This is a genomic window from Nonomuraea sp. NPDC048882 (assembly GCF_040649755.1).
GTDB classification, from domain to species: Bacteria; Actinomycetota; Actinomycetes; order Streptosporangiales; family Streptosporangiaceae; genus Nonomuraea; species Nonomuraea maheshkhaliensis.
In genome coordinates this window covers 37666-58759 of sequence record NZ_JBEZGB010000029.1, presented here as the reverse complement: position 1 = coordinate 58759, position 21094 = coordinate 37666, and the positions used below count along the sequence as shown (strand labels likewise).

At 70.5% G+C, this 21094-nt stretch carries 13 protein-coding genes; 7 read left to right on the top strand and 6 right to left on the bottom strand.

The window, feature by feature from the left end; translation table 11 throughout:
• Positions 1 to 6 precede the first annotated feature (6 nt).
• A complete protein-coding gene (locus AB0C27_RS52210) occupies positions 7 to 1143 on the top strand; it encodes an ROK family transcriptional regulator (RefSeq protein WP_357862102.1) in 1137 nt (378 codons plus the stop codon).
• A 12-nt stretch (positions 1144 to 1155) separates the two neighbouring features.
• A complete protein-coding gene (locus tag AB0C27_RS52205) occupies positions 1156 to 2583 on the top strand; it encodes a M81 family metallopeptidase (RefSeq protein ID WP_357862100.1) in 1428 nt (475 codons plus the stop codon).
• A 287-nt stretch (positions 2584 to 2870) separates the two neighbouring features.
• On the opposite strand, the gene AB0C27_RS52200 is transcribed toward AB0C27_RS52205, so the two are convergent.
• Complete coding sequence (locus AB0C27_RS52200) at positions 2871 to 3785, bottom strand: hypothetical protein (RefSeq protein ID WP_357862099.1); 915 nt, start codon at positions 3783 to 3785, stop codon at positions 2871 to 2873.
• 140 nt (positions 3786 to 3925) lie between these two features.
• Here AB0C27_RS52200 and AB0C27_RS52195 point away from each other — a divergent pair, with 140 nt between their 5' ends.
• Positions 3926 to 10108 (top strand): VWD domain-containing protein, encoded by a 6183-nt coding sequence (locus AB0C27_RS52195; protein WP_357862097.1) that lies wholly within the window; start codon positions 3926 to 3928, stop codon positions 10106 to 10108.
• 156 nt (positions 10109 to 10264) lie between these two features.
• On the opposite strand, the gene AB0C27_RS52190 is transcribed toward AB0C27_RS52195, so the two are convergent.
• On the bottom strand, positions 10265 to 11332 hold the full coding sequence (locus AB0C27_RS52190) for a hypothetical protein (protein ID WP_357862095.1): 1068 nt from the start codon (positions 11330 to 11332) through the stop codon (positions 10265 to 10267).
• A 305-nt stretch (positions 11333 to 11637) separates the two neighbouring features.
• Between AB0C27_RS52190 and AB0C27_RS52185 the strand changes: the two genes are divergently transcribed.
• From AB0C27_RS52185 to AB0C27_RS52175, 3 genes are all read left to right on the top strand, one after another.
• Positions 11638 to 12045 (top strand): DUF1963 domain-containing protein, encoded by a 408-nt coding sequence (locus tag AB0C27_RS52185; RefSeq protein WP_357862093.1) that lies wholly within the window; start codon positions 11638 to 11640, stop codon positions 12043 to 12045.
• Positions 12017 to 12394, top strand: coding sequence for a DUF1963 domain-containing protein (locus AB0C27_RS52180; protein WP_357862091.1), 378 nt, complete (start codon positions 12017 to 12019; stop codon positions 12392 to 12394). Before AB0C27_RS52185 ends, AB0C27_RS52180 begins: the two co-directional genes overlap by 29 nt.
• 109 nt (positions 12395 to 12503) lie before the next feature.
• Entirely contained in the window at positions 12504 to 13271 is a 768-nt protein-coding gene (locus tag AB0C27_RS52175) for a hypothetical protein (RefSeq protein WP_357862089.1), read from the top strand.
• A 202-nt stretch (positions 13272 to 13473) separates the two neighbouring features.
• Here the strand turns inward: AB0C27_RS52175 and AB0C27_RS52170 are convergent, their stop codons facing one another.
• Both AB0C27_RS52170 and AB0C27_RS52165 read right to left on the bottom strand, forming a co-directional pair.
• Entirely contained in the window at positions 13474 to 14100 is a 627-nt protein-coding gene (locus AB0C27_RS52170) for a response regulator transcription factor (RefSeq protein ID WP_357862087.1), read from the bottom strand.
• On the bottom strand, positions 14097 to 15302 hold the full coding sequence (locus tag AB0C27_RS52165; protein WP_357862085.1) for a sensor histidine kinase: 1206 nt from the start codon (positions 15300 to 15302) through the stop codon (positions 14097 to 14099). The genes AB0C27_RS52170 and AB0C27_RS52165 overlap by 4 nt, the downstream gene beginning before the upstream one ends.
• Before the next feature lie 114 nt (positions 15303 to 15416).
• Here AB0C27_RS52165 and AB0C27_RS52160 point away from each other — a divergent pair, with 114 nt between their 5' ends.
• On the top strand, positions 15417 to 15605 hold the full coding sequence (locus AB0C27_RS52160; RefSeq protein WP_357862083.1) for a hypothetical protein: 189 nt from the start codon (positions 15417 to 15419) through the stop codon (positions 15603 to 15605).
• 376 nt (positions 15606 to 15981) lie between these two features.
• Here AB0C27_RS52160 and AB0C27_RS52155 read toward each other — a convergent pair whose 3' ends face one another.
• Together AB0C27_RS52155 and AB0C27_RS52150 are read right to left on the bottom strand one after the other, a co-directional pair.
• Positions 15982 to 19464 (bottom strand): alginate lyase family protein, encoded by a 3483-nt coding sequence (locus AB0C27_RS52155; protein ID WP_357862081.1) that lies wholly within the window; start codon positions 19462 to 19464, stop codon positions 15982 to 15984.
• A complete protein-coding gene (locus tag AB0C27_RS52150; RefSeq protein ID WP_357862079.1) occupies positions 19461 to 21077 on the bottom strand; it encodes an extracellular solute-binding protein in 1617 nt (538 codons plus the stop codon). Before AB0C27_RS52150 ends, AB0C27_RS52155 begins: the two co-directional genes overlap by 4 nt.
• Positions 21078 to 21094 lie beyond the last annotated feature (17 nt).

Sequence of the window (21094 nt, the reverse complement as noted above, 5' to 3'; positions counted from 1 at the left end):
AGAGGCATGTCGGACCCCGCTAGTCTGCGTGAGCAGGCCCTGAGCCTGCTGGCCAGCGGCAAGGCCGCTTCGCGCGCGGATCTGGTGGAGACCCTCCAGGTGGCTCCCTCGACGGTCTCCAGCGTGGTCCGCCGCCTGCTGGAGGAGGGCACGATCCTCGAGGAGGGCGTGGGCGTCTCCACCGGCGGCCGCCGTCCGAGGATTCTGCGGCTGCGCCAGGACGGAGGCGTGTTCGCGGTGGCCGAGCTCGGGGGCCGCCACGCCCGCGTCGGCCTCTGCTCCCCCTCCGGAGCTCTGCTGGCGGCCGAGGAGTTCGCCGTCGACATAGGGGCGGGGCCGAAGGCGATCTTCGACAAGGTCGCCGCGGCCTTCGACACCGTCAGGACCGCCCACGCGCCCGGCCGCCGGCTGCTCGCCGTCGGCATGGCCCTGCCGGGACCGGTGGACTTCCCGCACGGCCGGCTCATCGGCCCGGCCCGCATGCCGGGCTGGAGCGGGTACGACGTCCAGAACGACCTGCGCCGGCGCTTCGAGGTCACCGCGGTCGTCGACAACGACGCCAAGGCCGCGGCGATCGGCGAGCACGTCACCCGGGGGGAGGCCGGCGACATGATCTACATCAAGGCCGGCACCGGCATCGGCGGCTGCCTGATCAGCTCCGACCAGATCTACCGCGGCGGGCGCGGCCTGAGCGGCGACGTCACCCACGTGCGCGTGGCCGACAGCGGCGAGCGCGAATGCTCCTGCGGCAGCCGCGGCTGCCTGGAGACCGTCGCCAGCGGCGCCGCACTGGTGCGCGAACTGGCCGGGCGCGGCCTGCCCGTGGCCAGCACCCGCGACGTCATCGACGCCGTCGACAACGCCGACCCGGCCGTCGTGACCCTCGTCCGCCAGGCCGGCCGGCTGCTCGGCGTGGCCGTGTCGGGCCTGGTCAACTTCCTCAACCCCGACCGGGTCGTCCTCGGCGGCGTACTGTCGAGCCTGGACGTCTACGTGGCGGCCGTCAAAGGCATGCTCTACGAACGTTGCCTGCCCCCGCTGACCCAGTCGTTGTCCATCGAGGCGAGCGTCGCCGGCCCCGACGCGGCCCTGATCGGCCTGGGCCACCTCCTCCGGGAAACCGCCGAAATCCGCCCTTCCTAGAAAGCCTGTGCAGTGTCCCTGCGTATCGCCGTCTGCGGCATCCACATCGAGTCCAGCACCTTCTCACCTCACCTCAGCGACACCGCCGACTTCGAGGTCACCCGCGGCCAGGCCCTGCTCGACCGGTACGGCTGGCGCGGCGACCCCTGGGCGGCCGAGGTGGAGTGGGTGCCCCTGGTCCACGCCCGCGCCCTGCCGGGCGGAGCGGTCGAGCCCGCCGCGTACGACGCCTGGCGGGCCGAGATCGTCGAGGGCCTGGCCGAGGGCCCGTTCGACGGCGTGCTGCTGGACTTCCACGGCGCGATGAGCGTCGTGGGCCGCCAGGACGCCGAAGGCGACCTGATCACCGCCATCCGCTCCGTCATCGGCCCGGAACCGCTGGTGTCGGCGGCGATGGACCTGCACGGCAACGTCTCCGAGACCCTGTTCGACGGCTGCGACCTGCTGACCTGCTACCGCACCGCGCCCCACGTGGACGTCTGGGAGACTCGCGAGCGCGCCGCCCGCAACCTCGTCACCGCGCTCAGAGCGGGTGGCCGGCCGCACAAGACGCTGGTCCACGTGCCGATCCTGCTGCCCGGCGAGATGACCAGCACCCGCGTCGAACCGGCCCGCGGCCTGTACGCCCGCATCCCCGAGGTCGAGTCGAGGCCGGGCGTGATCGACGCGGCCATCTGGATCGGCTTCGCCTGGGCCGACGAGCCCCGCTGCACCGGGGCCGTCGTGGCCACCGGCACCGACGCCGCCGCCACCGAGCGGGCGGCGCGCGAGCTGGGGCAGGCGTTCTGGGACGCCCGTGACGACTTCGCCTTCGTCGCGCCCACGGGCTCCATGGACGAGTGCCTGGACGTGGCGCTGAAGGAGGGCGCGCCCCGGCCGTACTTCATCAGCGACTCCGGCGACAACCCGGGCGCGGGCGGGGCCGACGACGTCACGTATGCGCTGGAGCGCATGCTCGCCAGGCCCGAGATCCGCGACGGCTCGACGCGTGCCGTCTACGCCTCCCTGTTCGACCCCGAGGCGGTGGCGCGCGTCGGCCACCTGCCGATCGGCTCGCCGGTCAGCGTCCGCGCCGGCGCCCGGCTCGACACCCGGGCACCGGGACCGGTGCTGCTGGAGGGCACCCTGGAGGCAGTGGCCGACGACCCCGACGGCGGGCGCGTGGTGAGCGTGCGGGTCGGGGGGCTGAGCGTGTTCCTCACCTCGCGGCGGATGCAGTACCGGCTGCTCTCGTCCTATGGGCGGCTGGGGGTGGACGTCGGCGGCGTGGACGTGGCCACGGTCAAGATCGGATACCTGGAGCCTGAGCTGTTCGAGGCGGCGGCCGGGTGGATGCTGGCGCTCACGCCGGGGGGTGTGGACCAGGATCTGCGGCGGCTGCCGTACCGGAACCTGCGCCGCCCGATCTTCCCCCTGGACCGCGACGCCACCTTCGGCTGAGCCCGCAGGCTCAACCGTGGGGCCAGCACATCCTGGAGTGGAGGCGAAGGGACCGGCCGGGCGGGAGCGGCGGTTCCAGCGACTCGTCCAGGGGAATCCCGGTCCAGTCGATGGACGTGGTGTCCTCGTCGAGACGCTCGTTCAGGTCGGGCCGCCTGCAGCAGGTGGATGTGTGGATCCTGTACGGGCATGGGGCGGATTCTGTCATCGAGTCGTGGCGATTCCCGGGGAACGCGATCATCGAGGGCCGCTTGCCGAAAGGCCGCAGGAGGCCTTCGGACGCTTCGTCAGGCGACGATGTCGAGGGCGTCGATCGAGACGGCCGGGCTGACGGTCAGGAAGGGACGCTCGTCGCCGTCGTCGAGGTCGGTGGTGACGAGCTGCCCAGGCGCGGAGCCGGGGCGGACGACCCGGCCGGCGCTGACGGCGAGGTAGCCGTCGAAGGTGCGCCGGGTGAAACGGCGCTCGCCGCCCGTCCGCACGTCGATCAGGATCAGCGGGCTTTCGTCGTCGGGCTCCGGGTAGACGATCAGCTCGTGGCCGGAGGCCCAGACGGAGTGCGGGCCGGGCAGGGCCACGCGTTCAGCGTAGGCGGCGAGCTCCTTGCCGGTGCGGTCGAGGACGACGGTCGTCAGGACGTCGTCCAGCGTGAGGTAGGTCGCGGCGAGCAGCAGCCCGTCGGGCGACCAGCTGATCGAGGCCTCCTCCCAGTAACCCTCGGCCTGCCAGAGCCGCTGCCGGGTGCCAGTGCCAGTGCCCCCGTCGGTGCCGGTGCCGGTGTCGATCAGCTCGATGCCGGCGAGCTCGTCGCCGACGCCGGGGATGCCGGGGCCGCCGGACAGGTCGGCCAGGACGGCCAGGCGGGTGCCGTCCGGCGAGAGCGCCGCGCGCAGGTAGTCGTCGGAGGCGAACTCCTGGCGGGCCCCGGTGGCGAGCGTGTGCAGCACGACGCGCGGCGGGCCGGCGCCGTCGTCGTGGCGCGCGGTGAGCACCAGCCGGGTGCCGTCGGACGACAGCGACACCGTCTCCGGCGCGAGGTGCGCCGGCAGGCCCGGGACGGTGGCGAACGTGTCGCTGTCGGCGTCCAGCACGATCACGGCGGCCCCGCCCGGCCCGGTGGCCGCGAGCACCATCCGGGCCGCGCGCACCGGCCGTGCGGCCGGCGCGTCGAATGCGATCTCCCATGACCGGTCGACGACCACGACACCTCCTGTTGCTGATCTGGTGCGCAGCCTAGTCAAAGATCACCCGGAAAGGGAGGTGGCGATCTCTACCGCTAAACGATCTTTTAGGTGTACGGTCCCGCTGCCAGTCTTATGTCCTCTTTATTCGGGGTGACCGCTTGAGGCGTCTTCGTCTGTTCATGGTGGCCGTGCTCGTGGCCGGGTTCCTCGTTCCCATACCCGACTTCTTATTAGCCAGGTGGGCGGAGGCGGCCACCGCCTGCTCCCCCAACAGCAGCGACTGGTCCAACGGCCGTAGCGGCCAGAAACGCTGCGTCTTCAAGCACATGTACTCCACGCGCCGCCGCATCAACGAGGCGTGCCTGCGCGACCGTCCGGTGCTCGGCACCCACATCTACCAGCAGCCCAACGAGTGCAGCCCGTCCGGCGGCATCGAGGCCATCGGGCAGGCCCGGGCCATCAAGTACCTGAGCGACCAGCTCGGCCGCAGCGGCGGGCTCATCGACCCCGAGATCCAGTGGGAGCCGACCCTCAGCGGCGGCAGCGACCGGCCCGACATCATCTACTACGACCGCGCCGGCAACAACTGGGGCCAGGTGATCGAGGCCAAGGTCGAGGGCAACCCCGACTACTCCGGCTGGGGCGGGCAGGTCGTCCGGTACGTCGGCGTACTGACCAATGACGGTGTCAAGAACGTCACCGCCGGCACGGTGCTCAACCGCTGGGGCAGCTACGACGACTGGTTCCAGGTCTACAGCAAGAACCCCTCCTGCAAGGTGGACGGCAAGGACGGATACCAGCTCTCCACGTACCGGGCGCTGTCGCCCGTTCCCGGCCTGCTGCACATCGAGGAGGTGAAGAAGGAACGCAAGTGCGAGGAGAGCAAGCGGCAGCCCCCGCCAGGCAGCCCGCCCGCCGAGATTCCCGAGGTGGACGAGGACGACGACGACCGCGACTGGCCGATCTCCCCGGGCCTGCGCCAGCTGATCGACCAGCTCACCAGGCCCGGCAACGACTCCGACAACTCCGGCGACTCGCAGAACAACGACGTGGCCAAGTACGGCAGCGCCGCGGCCGCCGCGGCGGCGCTGACCGCCTCCATCATGGTGTTCCTGCGCAGCCCGCAGGGCGCGCTCTTCCTGCGCGCGGCCGGCTTCGCCACCATCGAGATGGCGCTGGCGCTCGGCGTGGGCGCGCTGGTCGTCCTCATCCTGTTGTGGTACTTCTCCGAGCACGGCGGCCTGGTCAAGGGCGAACCGCACTTCACCACCCTGGACGGCCTGGGCTACGACCTGCAGTCCGTCGGCGAGTTCGTCCTCGCCAGCAGCGAGAGGCACGGCCTGGAGATCCACGGCCGGCTCAGCCCCGCCAGCGGCGGCCGGGACGTGTCGGTGATGTTCGACGCCGCGATGGAGGCCGGTGACCACAAGGTCGAGTTCCACGAGGACGACCTCTACGTCGACGGCCAGAAGCTCACGCTCGGCGCCGGCAAGATCCTTTACCTGGGCAAGGAAGCGTTCGTCCTGCGTAAGGACGGCAAGTGGCTGGTCATGTTCGACGGTCTGGAAGGGCCCGTCCTGTCCTGGAGGCGGGGCGCCGCGGGCCTCTACCTGCCGCCGTCCGCCGACAGCGACCTGGAGGGCCTGCTCGGCAACGCCGACGGCGACCCGAAGAACGACCTGAAGCTGCGTGACGGCACCCAGTTGCCCGCCAACGCCACCCCGACCCAGCTGCACACCGACTACGCCAACTCCTGGCGGCTGGACGACACCGAGTCGCTGTTCACCTACGGCCCGGGCGAGAGCACCGCGACGTTCACGGACCTGCGCTTCCCCTCCCGCATCGTCACGATCCACGACCTGACACCCGAGCAGATGCAGCTCGCCTCGGCGCAGTGCGAGGAGAGCGGCGTCGCGCCGGGCGTGCCGTTCAACGACTGCGTCCTGGACATCGCGCTGACCGCGGACACCTCGTTCGCCGAGGCCGCCGCCGAGCAGAAGACGGTGAGCATCGACCCGGCGGCGCAGGCCGTGGACGTCAACGGCGACCTGACGATCGACTTCGAGGGCACGCTGGGCAAGAACACGCTGCCCTCGCGGGTGTCGGCCGACCCCGCGGTGAGCTCGTTCGCCGGGCCGTTCAGCGGCGGCGACTCCTACCGGTTCTTCGTGCAGTCGTTGCCGCTGCACAAGGCCGGCACGCTGAGCTTCGACCTGCTGGCCGTCGGCGACTGGACCTCCGACTCCGACACCGAGACGATCAAGGTCGAGACCGACCGCGACGACCCGCACACGATCACGCCGGGCGAGCTGACGCCCGTCGCGTCCGGCACGCTGGCGAACGGCCTGCCATGGGCGAAGTACCGCGTCACGGTGCCGATCACGCACAAGAACAGCCAGATCGAGGTCAAGGTCTCGGCCACCGGCATGGCGGGCCTGTCCAACCAGGCGTACGGGCTCGACAACGTGGCGCTCGACCTGGAGGTCACCCCGCCGCAGACGTTCCCGGTCTCGCTGCCGTTCACCGTTTCCGACGGCGTGCCCGGCGAGGGCGCGGGCAACCTGGAGGGCGAGGTCGCGGTCGACGAGTACCGGTTCACGCTGGACCAGCCGGCCTCGGTCTTCGTCAACGCGCAGGAGTGCCCCGGGTCCGGGTTCGGGCTGCGGTGGGAGCTGGCCGACGCCGCTGGCGCGAGTGTCGCCACCTCCTACCTGTGCGGCGCCAAGCGCGTGGACGGGCTGCCCGCCGGCGCCTATCGGCTGCGCGTGTGGCCGTGGAACGACGTGTTCGGCCCGTACAAGCTCAGCGTGAACACGCTGGGAGCCGACGTCACCGCCACCGCGGCGATCGACGGGCCGCAGGTGCCGCTGCGGATCACCGACCCGGGCCAGCGGGGCACCTGGACGTTCACGGGTACCGCGGGCCAGAAGGTCTCCGCCGCGCTCACCGACGGCACGCTGACCTCGCTCAGCGACGCCACCCTGCAGCTCCGCGGGCCCGACGGGAAGGTGCTGTCACAGGATTCCTGCGGTGCCGCCTGCTACGTCGACACCGAGACGCTGCCGGTCACCGGCACGTACGCGATGGTGTGGGACCCGAAGGACGACAAGACGGGCTCGATCGCACTACGCCTGTACGAGGTGCCCGCGGCGGTCACCGGGACGGTCGCGATCGGCGCGCCGTCCACGCTGACCACCACCGTCCCGGGGCAGAACGCGTCCTGGTCGTTCGCCGGCACGGCGGGCCAGCGGGTCGCGTTCGCGATCAGCGGCCTGGCCGGCACCGCCAGCGCCTCGATCACCAAGCCGGACGGGACCCGGCTGTTCGGCTCCACCCACTGCCCGAAGACCTGCGCCTTCGACACCGTCACGCTGCCCGCGACGGGCACGTACACGCTGCTCGTCGATCCCACCGACGTGCACACCGGGCCCGTCACGGCCAGTGCGATCGAGGGAGACGTCGTCGGCGCCCTGACCGTCGGCGGCGCGCCGGTGCGGCTGACCACCACGGGGCCCGGCCAGCGGGCGTACTGGACGTTCGCCGGCACGGCGGGCCAGCGGGTCGCGTTCGCGCTGACGGACGGCACGTTCAGCGGCGCGTACGCGTCACTGCGCAAGCCGGACGGCACGGACCTGGTCCGCTCCACCTGGTGCAAGACGTCGTGCGCGTTCGACACGATCGCGCTGCCGGAGGACGGCACCTACACCCTCGTCCTGGACCCGACCAAGACCGCTGTGGGCTCCATCAGCGCGCAGGTCAGTGAGGGCGACGTCACGGGCACGATCACCGCGGGCGGTGGCCCGGTCAAGCTGACCACGACCGCCCCGGGACAGGCCGCCACCTGGTCCTTCGCCGGCACGGCGGGCCAGCGGGCCGCGTTCGCGCTGACGGACGGCACGTTCAGCAGCGCGTACGCACTGGTGCGCAACCCGGACGGAACGGAGCTGTTCGAGCGCACCTTCTGCAAGCCGTCGTGCGCGTTCGACACGGTGTCGCTGCCGGCGGACGGCACCTACACGGTGGTGCTCGACCCCACCGGCACGGCGGTGGGCTCCATCTCCGCACAGGTCACCGTGGGCGACGTCAAGGCGGCGCTCACGGCGGGCGGCGAGGCGGTCAAACTGACCACGAAGGGCCCGGGGCAGAACCCGACCTGGACCTTCGACGGGACGACCGGGCAGCGGATCTCGGTGACCTTCTCGGGCGGCACGTTCTCCAGCGCGTACGCGTCGCTGCGCATACCGGACGGCTCGGTCCTGGTGCCGGCCACGTTCTGCCCGAGCTCCTGCTACTTCGACACGACGGTGCTGCCGGAGGACGGCACCTACCAGGTGGTGGCCGACCCGGCCGGCGTCCAGACCGGCTCGATCTCGGCCCAGCTCAACATCGTGCCGCCGGACGTGACCGCGCAGATCACCGTGGGCGGTCCCGCGTCCACGCTGACGACCACCATCCCCGGGCAGCGCGGCCTGTGGACCTTCGCCGGGACGGCGGGGCAGCGGGTGTCGTACGACTTCACCGGCTCGACGTTCACGCTCTCCTCCGACGCCACCGTCAAGGTCGGGAAGCCGGACGGCACCGACCTGATCGCCGACACCAACTGCGGCACCGGGTGCCTGCTGGAGCCGCTCACCCTGCCGGCGACCGGCACGTACCAGGTGGACCTGCGGCCCAAGGGCGCCAAGACGGGCGCGCTGACGCTGCGGGCGTACCTGGTGAACGACGTCACCGCCGCGATCGCGATGGATGGCGGCACCTCGACGCTGACCACCACCACCCCGGGACAGAACGGCACCTGGACCTTCACCGGGACCGAGGGCCGCTACGTCAACCTCGCGTTCATGAACGGGACGTTCTCCAGCGCCTCCGACGCCGCGGTCTCGGTGCGCGGCCCGGACGGCACCGTCCTGCGGGAGGACACCTCCTGCGGCAAGCTGTGCGTGCTGGACCCGCTCACCCTGCCGGCGTCCGGCACGTACACGATCCTGTTCGACCCGCGCAAGGCCCTCGCCGGCTCGCTGACCGCGCAGCTCACCGAGGGCGACGTCACCGGGACGACCTCGGTCGGCGGCCCGGCGTCCACGCTGACCACCGTCGGCGCCGGGCAGAAGGCCGTCTGGACGTTCACGGGGACGGCGGGGCGGCGGGTGTCGTACAACTTCACCGGCTCGACCCTCACCAGCACCTACGACGCCTACGTCGCGGTACGCAAACCGGACGGAACCGTTCTGATCGACGACACCCCGTGCGGGAAGAACTGCCTGCTGGACCCGGCCGTGCTGCCGGTGAACGGCAGCTACACGGTCGAGTTCCGGCCGCAGGACGCCACGACCGGCTCGATCACCCTGCAGCTGTACGAGGTCACTCACCTGAGCGCGAACGTCACGCTCGGCGGCTCCGCCTCCACGCTGACCACCACCACTCCGGGCCAGAACGGCACCTGGTCGTTCACCGGGACGGCGGGGCAGCTCGCGTCGTTCAACCTCACGGGCGGGAACTTCGCCGGCTCGGCGGACGCCAAGGTGTCGGTGAAGAGGCCGGACGGCACCACGCTGGTATCGGCCACCTCCTGCGGCAAGAACTGCTTCCTGGAACCGGTGGCACTGCCCGTCACCGGCACCTACACGATCGAATTCGACCCGCAGGACGACAAAACCGGCAAACTAACCCTGGAGGCGTACGCGGTCACCCACCTGCTCGGCTCGGTCACCGTCGGCGGCGCCGCCTCGACGTTCACCACGACGACCCCCGGCCAGAACGGCACCTGGTCGCTCGCCGGGACGGCCGGGCAGGTGGTGTCGTTCAACCTCACCGACGCGAACTTCACCGGCACCACCGGTGCGCGGGTGTCGGTGAAGAAGCCGGACGGCACCACGCTGGTGTCGGCGACTTACTGCGGCAAGAACTGCTTCCTGGAGCCCGTGGCACTGCCCGTGACCGGCACCTACACGGTGGAGTTCGACCCGCAGGACGAGAGGGTGGGCAAACTGACCCTCAGGGTCCACGCGGTCCGCGACCTCGCCCCGGCCGCCGTCACCATCGGCGGCACGGCGGTCACGCTGACCACCACGACCCCCGGCCAGAACGGGAGCTGGACCTTCACCGGCACCGCCGGGCAGCAGGTGACCGTCACCTTCACCGGCACCAGCTTCTCCGCCGCCGCCGACGTCCGGGTCGGCCTGCTGAAGCCGGACGGCACGGCGCTGGGCAACTCGCCGAGCTGCGGACGTAACTGCACCATCGCGGCGACGACGCTGCCTGTCACGGGCACGTACACGATCGTCTTCAATCCGCAGGGCGACAAGGTCGGGTCGCTGACCGCGAAGGTGGCGGTGCCGTGACGAGCTGAACCGCTCAAGGGCACGGCCGGAACCGCTCCGGCCGTGCCTTTTTCGCACCGCCCCGCCGCTTGACGGCAGCTCAGACCACGTCACTTCATATCATTCCGCGCCGGGCGGGGTGAGGCTCGGGAACTCTCGGACGCGGCCCGCTGAGGCTCACGTGTTCCCGGGCGCCGGCCGCCACACGAGAGCGCGCCGCGAACCGTCGGGGGCCACGGCCCATCCGGTGATCTCGCCCCGTGCGTTGACGGAATTGGCCATCGTGGCGATGCCGGTCGCCGGGTCGGGCAGCAGGGCCGGCGCCGCGTCGGGGCCGGTCCAGACCGCCGCGTGGGCGACGGTGCCGGCCTCCGTGCAGGTGTGCGTGCCGGCGATCACGTCGTCGTCGTTGACGGCCTTGGGCGCGGCCAAACCGCCGGCGTCGGGCAGGCGCCGCATGCCCTCTTCAGCGCTCCAGATGTAGCCGCCCGCGAGCACGCCGTCCGCGCCGAGCGCCGACTGGCCGACGATGTCGCCGTCGCCGTTGATCCCCTCGGCCTGGCTCCACTGGCCGCCGAGCGTACCGAGCTCGGTGATGACGCCGTCCTCCCAGAGGAAGGCCTGGTGGGTCCGCAGGCTCGCCGGGCCGGGTGGTTCGAGGCGACGCTGGGTCCCGGCGATCTGCCCGGCCGGGTTGACGGCCGCCGCCTGGCTGCCGGCGACGGCGGCGAGGTCGGTCCTGACACCGTTCTGGATGCGGAACGCCTGGTAGCGGGCCGTGCCATCGGGCAACCGGTACCGATATTCGCCCACGATGACACCCGCGCCGACGTCGTGGACCAGGGTGGGGATGCTGCCGAAGGTGCCGAGGTCGGTCATCGTCCCAGCGCGCCAGTGGAAGGCGTGACCCTTCTCCGTCGCCGTGTAGCTACTGCCGACGACGTTGCCGTCCTCGTCGAGGGCGCCGGCGTAGGCGTGACCGCCGCCGAGGCTGCCCAGATCGATCACCTGCGCGCCGTCCCAGACCGTCGCCCGCTGTTCGCCGGTCGCGCTCACGCTGGAGCCGGCGATCTGTCCCACGTCGTTGATGTCGAGCGCGCTCCCGGTGACGCCCAGGTCGGTGACCTCCCACTGGTCGGTGATCGCCGGGCAGCCGTCCGCCGCGGCCGGGCCCGCGCCCGCCGCCTGCCCGGCCATGAGGAGGATGCTCGCCAGAATGGTCAGGTTCGTGCGTGTGGATCCCATGTTCACCCCGCCGCGGTTCGATGAGCCAGCAAAACGATCACCAACGTATGTGCGCGATCATCGGCTGCCAAGGCATGAAGGGGAACGTCACCGTCCGTTCGTACGCGATTTCATGTGTCCGGTGCCGGAAGTGCTGTGGAGGGTCCAACCTGGTCTTCCAGGCTTCGCTCTCGTGCTGTTTCGACTTCTGTTGAACGCCACTTCGACCAGCGTCGCCCGCATCGAGGTCTGGTACCTCGATGCGGGGGGCGGCAGGCCGTGTCGCTGCTCTTGCGCCGTTCCGTTCGAGATCAGATCCGGGCAGGATGGCCGCCATGCAGGACTGCATGCTGGATTTCGCCGAGTACGTCCGGGAGTTGTTACCTGGGGAATTCGCCGAGCCGTTCATCGCCCTGGCTCGTCCGGCCGTTCGGTGGTCGATCGCCGAGGAGGGCGAAGTCGTGGTCGGCCAGCAGGGCGGCCTGCCCCGGCTGCCGAAGGGGGTGCCGTGGCCGCGCGTCGGGGATTCCGCGATGCGGTTCCTCGCCGAACTGGACTGCGCGGCGCTCGCACCGTACGAATCGGACCTCGACCTGTCCGCCGCAGGCACGCTGTTGTTCTTCGCCACCTGGGACTGCACGGCCGCGCAGGTGATCCCGCTGTGGTGCGCGCCTTCGGGAGTCTGGACGCGGCCAGAGAACTGGTGTGGGACCGCATGGTGTACCCGACGATGAGGACCTCGACGACGAAAACCCCGACATCGGGGACGGTGGCGAGACCTTCGCCTGGGAGCTCGGGTTGTACGGCGAACGGCGTAAGAAGCCTGGGCCGAAGCACCAGGTCGGCGGCTACTCCGACGCCCTGCAGGCGCCGATCGAACCCGCGGCCGCGTCCGCGGCGGGGCTGAACCCGGAGGATCCCGGCTTCGCGGAGGAGGCCGCCCAGTGGGTCACCCTGCTCCAGCTTGACGAGGACAACGGGATGACCTTCGGAGACGGGGCCATCCTGATCTTCGGCATCCGCCGGGACCGGCTCGCCGCCCCCAACCTCTGCGCCCGGCGTAGGCGGCGATTCGGCCGATGACGCACTTTCAGACTCTTTGAAGTGAGCCGTTCTCCCGCGAGTACCGGATAGCGTCACGGTTCCTGATCAAGAACAGGTCCTGATCAACGGCAATCGTGGGAGCGACGACATGAAGAGGTTCCCGGTTTACGCCGGCGCGTTGGTGCTGGCGCTCGTGGGCCCGGCGGCCACGGCCGCTGTCACGGCCTCCGCCCAGGCGGCCACGGTCCAGGAGCGGCCCCGTACCACGTGGCTGAACCCGGGCCAGCGACTGCAGGCGGGTGACTCCGTGCGCTCGTCGAACGGCGAGTACGTCCTGCAGCAGCAGAAGGACGGCAACCTCGTCCTCTACCGCGGCACCAAGCCGCTGTGGAGCAGCCAGACCGGCGACAGCCCCGGCGCGTTCGCCGCCATGCAGGAGGACGGCAACCTGGTCGTCTACCGGGGCAAGACCGCGCTGTGGGCCTCCAACACCGGCGACGCGCCCGGCGCGCGCCTGGCCGTGCAGGATGACGGCAACCTGGTCATCTACGACGGCAAGACGCCCCTGTGGGGCCGCCACTCCACGATCGGCGTGCTCAAGCCCGGCTACGGACTCAAGGCGAACCAGTACGTACGCTCCCAGAACGGCGACTACCAGTTCGTCATGCAGGAGGACGGCAACCTGGTGCTGTACAAGGCGAGCAAGCCCCTGTGGAGCACGAAGACGGGCGACAACCCCGGCGCGTCCGCGCAGATGCAGAAGGACGGCAACCTGGTCGTCTACCAGGGCACCACGCCGCTGTGGAGCTCCGAGACCGGCAAGAACCCGGGCGCCAGGCTGGAGGTCCAGAACGACGGCAACGTGGTGATCTACGACGGCACCCGTCCCCTGTGGTCCACGAAGACGGGCCGCTGACAGCGCGTGAGATGACTCGAGACCGCCGCCGTCCCCGAAGAGCCACCGGTGTCGCGACGGCGCGACCACCTCGGTCACCGGACGCACCGCCGCCTCCGGCAGCACCGTCTCGTTGATGGCCTGGTCACGTCCGGCCTGATGAGCGCGGCCCGACCCCGATACCTTCGCCCCCGAGGTCATGGCGATGGGACGGGCCGCCAAGTCAAGGCGGGCTGAGGATGCCGCGGGCGATGGCGGTGGTCACGGCGGCGGTGCGGTCGGCGACCCCGAGCTTGCCGAAGATGCGCATCATGTGGCTCTTCACGGTCGCCTCGCTGATGAACAGCTCCCGCCCCGTCTCCGGGTTCGACAGGCCGCGGGCCGCGCACTCCAGCACCTGGATCTCCCGCGTGGTGAGCGAGGGGGCCTCGCCCCGCATGCGGGTGGCCAGCTTGGCCGCGACCGGAGCGGCGAGCACGGTGCCGCCCGCGGCGGCCGTGCGGACCCCGGCGACGAGTTCCTGCGCCGAGGCGTCCTTCAGCAGGTAGCCGGTCGCTCCCGCGGCGACGGCGCGCAGGATGTCCCCGTCGGAGTCGTACGTGGTCAGCACGACGACCGCCGTGGCGCTCCCGGCGGCGACGATGCGCTCGGTCGCCTCGACGCCGCCCAGGCCGGGCAGCCGCAGATCCATCAGCACCACATCGGGCCCGGCGTCCGCCGCCAGGGCGACCGCCTCCTCGCCCGTGCCGCATTCGGCCACGACCGCGAAGTCCGGCTGCGCGGACAGCACCGCGCACAACCCCTGCCGCACGATGGGGTGGTCGTCGACGATGAGCACGCGTACGGTCACGACGGTAGCTCCACCTGGACCAGCGTTCCCGACGGCCTGCCCGGTCCGATGCTCAGCACCCCGCCGACCTCGGCGACCCGGTCGCGCATGCCGCCGATCCCGAACCCGGTGCCGGTCTCGCCGGGGTCGAAGCCCTGGCCGTCATCGGTGATCCGCAAGGTCACGCCCTCGGTCCCGTACGCCAGCACGCCTCCCAACCGGCCTGCCCCGGAGGCATGCTTGCGTACGTTGGCCAGGGCTTCCTGGGTGACCCGCAGCAGCACCACCTCCTCGTTCGGGGTGAGCCGGCAGGGCGTCCCGGTCACCGTGAAGCGAGCCTCCAGCCCGGTCTCCGCCTCGAACCGCTCAATGAGCCCGCCCAGGGCGTCCGGCAGCGAGGCGTCGCGGAGCTGCGGCGGCGGCAGCGCCGCGACCATGGCGCGGGCCTCGGCCAGGTTGTCCATGGCGGTACGGCGGGCCTGGTCGAGGTGGCCGCGAGCGGCCTGGTCGCGCTCGCACGTGCCGGCCTTGGCCGCCTCCAGCAGGAGCAGCACACTGGTGAAGCCCTGCGCGAGCGTGTCGTGGATCTCCTTGGCGAGCCGCTCGCGCTCAGCCAGCACCCCGGCCTCCCGGCTGACCTCGGCCAGTTCGGCCCGCGTCGCCGCCAGCTCCTCCACCAGCCTGGCCCGCTGCCGGCTCTGCTCGATGATCCGGGTGATCCAGACCCCGAGTACGAGGGCGACCACCAGCGCCACCACCACCTGGAGAATCACCGAGGACAGCTCCTGCTCGTACGCGTCGCTACGGAAGATCATCACCGCGGCCATCGACATCACGCTCGCGACTGTCGCGGCCATCGCTTTGCGCAGCGGGAGCAGCGCCCAAATATGCGGGTACAGCATGACCCACATCAGCGCGCCCTCAGGCGCCACCGCGAACAGCGCCGCCGACAGCGGGACGGCGCCGGCCAGATAGACGATTCCCAGTCGGCTGTGGTCACGATGCAGGGCCCGAGCGCCGGTGGCGCCGTACCAGCCGCTCAGCAGCACGAGCACGAGCAGCGCGATACCTCGCTCGGCGGTGGCGGGGCCGTCATCGCCGGTGACGACGAGACAGGCGGTCAGTACGGCCAGGGTGGCGAAGGCGAGATGCCAGCCGGGCACCGTCCGATGCCAATCGTCCTGCCCGGCATCGACCGGGTCTGTGAGGGATCCACCAGCCATCTGACCAGTATCGACGACCGGCGTCGCCGCCCGGTATCCACCTTTCGTCGGAATCAGCATCCCCTCCCCCGGTGGCTGTCCCCACACGGTCGAGTTCGGGCACGCTCAGCGGCCATGAACGCGAAACTCTCCGCACGGGCCCTCATCGCCCTGTCCATCGTCTACGGTCTGACAATCGGCGTCCTGGCCGTGCTCCACGTCGCCGATTCCACGACGACGACCTTCATAATCGTCGGTGCCATCGTCATCGGCGCCCTGTGGGCGATACGCGGCCTGCTCACCGGACGCGGCCGATCATCCTGAAACGGAGATCCTGCACGCCGCCGACATCGATCCCATGTCCCGCGGTGCCGGGCCGCGGTGGCAGCATAGAATAGCCTGCGGTCAGCCGTGACGCCCGCGCCCTTTCGAGTGTGGACCACCCCCCGCCTGCCTCCGGAGCCGACCATGCCCTTCGCGGCGCCCCCACCTGCTACTACCGCCAAAGCGCGGTGCTCGACGCCCCGCGTTCTGGGCCAGATCGGCCTGCGACTGGGTGGTGCACACAGATGGCTATGACGAGTGGGGGTCTCACCTCACGCTATTGATCAAGGACAGGATCCCGCGCCGGGCTGATCACCTTGCCGTCAAGGCGATGGGCTGGTGGGCCGCCCATACGAACGGCAGCCCACCAACCCTGCTATACGCCAGTTCCGTCGTTGTGGTTCGTGCGGTGGCCGGCGCCGGGGGTAATTGGCCGCAGGCGCTCCCGCCCTCCACAAGACCGAGCGACAGTGACGTTCTCGAACGAGCTCTCCGTAGATGCGTAAAGCCCGACACCCCCACTACGCACAACAGTGTCGCGACCCTTCAGGATCTCGACGCCGTTCAACGTCACGGTGATGCGGTCGCCATGAATCATGGCACCCAGTCGCACGGGACCTGTCAACGGGTTGCTGATGTTCGTCTTGGCCACGGTCACGGGACCCGACGCGTGGGCCTCGCGGATGATGCTCGCGTACTGGGTTCCGTCGCTCGTCTTGCCGACGTGGATCCGGTACCCGTACGCGTCCGTACTGTCTCGCAGCGAGATTCCCGCGTTACCGACGGATCCGTCGAGCGTGAGCGTGGTCTCCGCGACATAGTCGCATGCCTCCGAGAAGCGCGCCGGCAGGGTCGAGTCGGCCAGTACGTGCGCCCGGCCACCGGCAGGCGGCGTGAGGCGCAACTTGCCCGAGGCGACGGACACGGACCCGGTCATCCCTCGCCAATTGGCCTGATCGAGCCCTTCCCTGATCACGATGTCGTCGAAGGTCGCGGCCCGCCGATGCGTGTAGGCGGCGGCGCCACCCGTCGGCAGCTGTGCGTCGTCCGCGGAGATCGACGTATCGCCGATTTTGGCGCTCAGATGCCTCCCGATCGCGGATACGACCAGCTTGTGCGGGACGTTGGCGCCGGTCGGCAGATCGGTCTCCGCGAGAACCTCGGTTTTCGAGTCGTAGATCTTCACGAGCTTCAGCGTCGCTCCCGACGCGGAGTTGAGCACTTCGGCCCGGTAGTAGTTGCGGGAATTGTGGTAGCGGAACGCGAGACCGGTACGGGACGTCGTCTGGCCGCGTGGTCCGGGAACGATGTCCGCGGCCATGACCACGTCATCGGGTACGTCCTGCAGCGCCGCGAACGACACCATGTCCGCGGTCGAGGTCTGTGCCAGTTGCCCGCCGGTCACCGTCCAGGTCCCCTGGACCGGCGTCCAGCCGCCGAAGGATGCGTTGAAGTCATGGACGGTGCGGTCCAGGCCGGCATCGTCGAACTCCTCGTTGAGCACGGGCGCCGGGGCGAAGCGTTCCTCGAGTGACACGGTGATGAGGTCGCCCGCGCGGGTGAACGCGGTCGGGGTGCCGTTCACCGTCACCGCGTTCGCGTTCGGCGCGTGGAGGGAGAGCGTGCCGGTGAACGGGTCCCCGAGCGAGATCCGGGCGGTCGCGCCGCGCAGTTCCACACTGACATCGGACACCGGTGCGGATGCGCTGATGACGGTGTTGCCTGCGTCGATCAGCGACGACCCTCTGGTCAGGGCGTACCTGGTGAGCCCGCCGCCCGAAGCACGCTCCAAGTACGCGGTCTCGCCGTTGGTCGTGGCGGCCCCGAACGCCCTCGACGAGGGATTCGCCTCGCGCGAGAGGTAGAAGCGCCCGGTCGCGCCCGGCAGGCCGACCTCCAGCGCCGTCGCCACGGAGTGACTCACTCCGGGCATGGCGATGCGCTTCGCCGTCACCGAGGGCGCCGCGCCGGCCGGGCCGGGGAAGACGACCGTGTCCACTCCCGTCGGGCCGGTGGCGGACCAGTCGTAGGACAGGTAGTCGACGTCGGTGAGTACCTGTTCGCCGACGCGTACGGCGCCGTCGTCGTGGACCGTGGGGGTCACCGCGGCGCCGGCCGTCGCCACCGGGATGAGCCGCACGCCGGCGCCGGGTGCGGCTCCTGGCACGGTGTCGAACCCGACCGTGGCGACCTTCGTCGTCGGATTGACGGTCACCGGATCGCCGGGGAAGTGCCAGAGCTGCCGGTAGTCGTGCGCGGCGGTGGCACCGGTGAGGTCGTCGGAGACCACCCAGAAGCCGGGCTTGACGAAGTAGACCGTGCGATCGTGCTCGATCGGCCGGTAGCCCATCGTCGCACCGCGGTAGATGTCGAGGCCCGCGTTCGAGCGCCACAGCGACGTCGTGCGGGGGACGCCGGCGGTCTGCGCGGCTCCGTCGACCTCGATGGTGTTGTGCGCCGCGGTTTGACGGCGCATCCAGTCGTTCGTCGGAGTCGCGCTGTAGTCTCCCACCCCGGAGTCGACGATCAGCGGACGCCCGTACGCCGCCATCACCAGGCTGAGGTCGTCCGGATGCCGATGCGAGGCGGTGTAACTGGAATTCTGGTTGTTGATCAGCATGTACCGGGCATCGGCGTCCCACCCGGAACGCTGGACCGCGAAGCTGATCGGATACACCGTGGACGACAGCGTCGGGGCGGTCCCCTGCGTGCGGCCGGAGGCGACCCAGGTGAAATCGGGCCAGGAGTTGCGTACGCCGCTCCTGCGAATGGCCGACGTACCCGCGGTGTTGTTCGGCGTGTCGCCGATCGCCGCGGGTTCGAGATTCGGCTGACGGGTCGCGAACAGCGAATCCGCGATCCAGTCCGCCGCCTGGACGAGGTAATCGGGAACGGTCCGCCCGTTGGCGTCCGCGACTGCGATGACGGAGTTGAGGAGGTCCGCCACGTATGCCTGATAGTTGAACGCCGGCTCGCGGTACACGCCGTCGCCCTTCAGGTACGCGCGCAGAAACCGCTCGGCTGAGCGCACCGCGAACCACTCCGAGCCGGACGATGCCGAGAACTCGGGCAGGAACACGGCCGCCGCGTGGACGGAACGGGCCATCGACATGTACCAGTTGTTTCCGACGTGACCCTGCATCACGCCGACGAGGAAGTCCGTCGTGAAGTGCACGCCGGACAGGTACGCCACGAGATCGCCCGGGTCGATGCCGGGATCGGTCCTGAACACGGAGAACCCGCTGACCAGCTGGGAGAGCCGCTTGGCCGCCGACAGGTTGCGGCCCTTCGGCCAGCTCTGATTGTCGGCGAAGAAGTCCAGCGAGATGTCCATCCACGCCTTCGCGTACGCCGCCCGCTTCGCCGGGTCGCTCTCGGACACGTACGCGAATGTCAGTTTGGGCATGAACGTCAAGTCGCTCATCAACGTCTGCGCGCCGCCCGGGGTGGTCTGCGTCCCACCCCAGGGGTCCTGCCAGTCGATGTCGATCCGCTGCTCGGCGCTGTCGTAGAAGGTGCGGGTCTCGGCGCCGAACCGGAAGATCCCCGCCGCGAGCTCGTCGGGGCCCGAGTCGCCACCGCCCAGGCCAGCGGCCGGAGCCGGGTAGTGGACGTCGGTGCGGCCCGCGTAATACGCCTTGAGCTCGCTCGCGGCGCCCGCTTCGTCACCGGCGGCCAGCTCGGCCGCCACCGCGGCGAGCCCCGGGCGCGTCAGGTCGAGCAGCCGGCCGAGATCCGACATGTCGGCGACCGCGGCCCGGCCCGGCGACAGAGGCGACAGGAACGCCGCCACCAGAGCCAGTACGACCGCCGCACGGGCCCGGCCACGCGTGTACCAACGTAACGTGCTCCGTCTCATGACTGCTCCTCGTACTCGGCCTTGATCTTGTCGCCCACCCGATCCATGAACTTCTTGATGGCCGGCTGCCACGCCGAGACGGGCTTGTTGCCCAGCTGGATCTCCAGCAGCACCGCGTCCAGTTCCTGCTGCTCGCTGGCGGCCTTGCTGGCGGCGGTCTCCGAGTACCGCCCGAGGGTCGGGTCGGCGACGGCGAGCGGGACGCCGGCGACCTGGTGATCGTGCTGGTCCTGTACGGCCTGGCGGTTGCCCGGCTCGTAGATGACGGGCGATGCCTCGGCGAGGTAGCGCACCGGCAGGAACACCTGGCTGCGCCCGCCCTCGGTGAGGGTCGGGTCGGAGCCGTCGCGGGTGAACGTCTGGCCCTCGACGCCGTACCGGAGGGCCAGGTACTCGCTGCTGCCGAAGGGTGAGCACAACCAGTCGAGGACCTTGAGGATCTGCTTGATCCGGTCGGCGTCGTCGGTCCTGGCGATGGCGGTGAAACTGGACAGGGTCGGGCCGGGCGTGCGTACCCGCGTCCCTTTGCCGTCGCGGGTGGGCGAGAGCATGCCGGTCAGACGGAAGCCGGACACGTCCTTCGCCTGACCGTAGAACTTGCCCCACCCGGCGTACCCGCCGATGGTGAACGCGGTCGTGCCGGCCAGCATCCACGCGTTGCGCTTGGTGTTGGGCGCGCCCGCATGGTCGGGATGGATCACCCCCGACTTCACCAGCTCGACGGTGTCCTCAAGGGCCTGCGTGAACTGCGGTGTCGTCCCGGAGTGGGTGAAGACGCCACCCGCTGCCTGCCAGACGCCGACGCCGCCGGGCCAGTTGCCGGTGATCCCGTTCATCTCCAGGATCGTGTTGAACGGGATCTGCCCGAACGCCCACCGACCGGCCCGCTCGTCGCTCAGCGCGGCCGCCAGCTCCTTGAACTCGGCCCACGATTCGGGCTGGAGGCTGAGTCCTGCCTTGGCCAGCAGGTCGGCCCGGGTGTACAGCACGGTGCCGATCCGGGCCCGCGGCACGGGGACGCCCCAGATCCGCTGGTCGTAGACGGTGCCGCGCCAGGCGTCGGTGGGCAGGGCGGCGAGGTTCGGGTAGGCGAGGACCGCGTCCCCGGACAGGTACTCGGTGAGGTCGGTGAACGTCGCCTTCAGCATGGCCGGCATCTGCTGGACGACGCCCTGGATGGCCACGATGTCGGGCAGATCGCCACCGGCGATGGTCGTGGCGACCTTGCTCTTGTAGTCGGTCGAGGGGACGTACGTGATCTTCAGCTCGGTGCCGAGCTTGCTGTTGAGGTTCTGCCAGTAGGGGTTCGAGCCGAGCGCGGGGGCGATCGGGTCGTAGGTGTACGTCAGTGCCGTGACGGCTTCGCCCTGCACCGGTTGTGATGCGGCGCTGGAGGCGGTCGGGTAGGTGAAGTATCCCGGCGACACCCCGGGCGGCTCGGCGGCCAGGTCCGGCGTGGCCGCGGTGACGGGCTTGTAGGTGGGCAGCTTGACCGGCCCGGTCGAGCTGTTCGGCGCACTCGGGCCGCCGTCGCCGCAGGCCCCGAGCAGCGGGGCCAGCCCCGTTGCCGCGCCGAGTGCCAGGAGGCGGCGGCGGCTGAAGGTGGGTGCCATGACGTTCCCTTTCCACA

What these genes read in the sequence shown, in the direction of transcription:
- AB0C27_RS52210 (WP_357862102.1), top strand. Translation starts at nt 7, where the DNA reads ATGTCGGACCCCGCTAGTCTGCGTGAGCAGGCCCTGAGCCTGCTGGCC.
- AB0C27_RS52190 (WP_357862095.1), bottom strand. Translation starts at nt 11,332, where the DNA reads ATGGGATCCACACGCACGAACCTGACCATTCTGGCGAGCATCCTCCTC.
- AB0C27_RS52185 (WP_357862093.1), top strand. Translation starts at nt 11,638, where the DNA reads ATGGCCGCCATGCAGGACTGCATGCTGGATTTCGCCGAGTACGTCCGG.
- AB0C27_RS52175 (WP_357862089.1), top strand. Translation starts at nt 12,504, where the DNA reads ATGAAGAGGTTCCCGGTTTACGCCGGCGCGTTGGTGCTGGCGCTCGTG.
- AB0C27_RS52165 (WP_357862085.1), bottom strand. Translation starts at nt 15,302, where the DNA reads ATGGCTGGTGGATCCCTCACAGACCCGGTCGATGCCGGGCAGGACGAT.
- AB0C27_RS52160 (WP_357862083.1), top strand. Translation starts at nt 15,417, where the DNA reads ATGAACGCGAAACTCTCCGCACGGGCCCTCATCGCCCTGTCCATCGTC.
- AB0C27_RS52155 (WP_357862081.1), bottom strand. Translation starts at nt 19,464, where the DNA reads ATGAGACGGAGCACGTTACGTTGGTACACGCGTGGCCGGGCCCGTGCG.
- AB0C27_RS52150 (WP_357862079.1), bottom strand. Translation starts at nt 21,077, where the DNA reads ATGGCACCCACCTTCAGCCGCCGCCGCCTCCTGGCACTCGGCGCGGCA.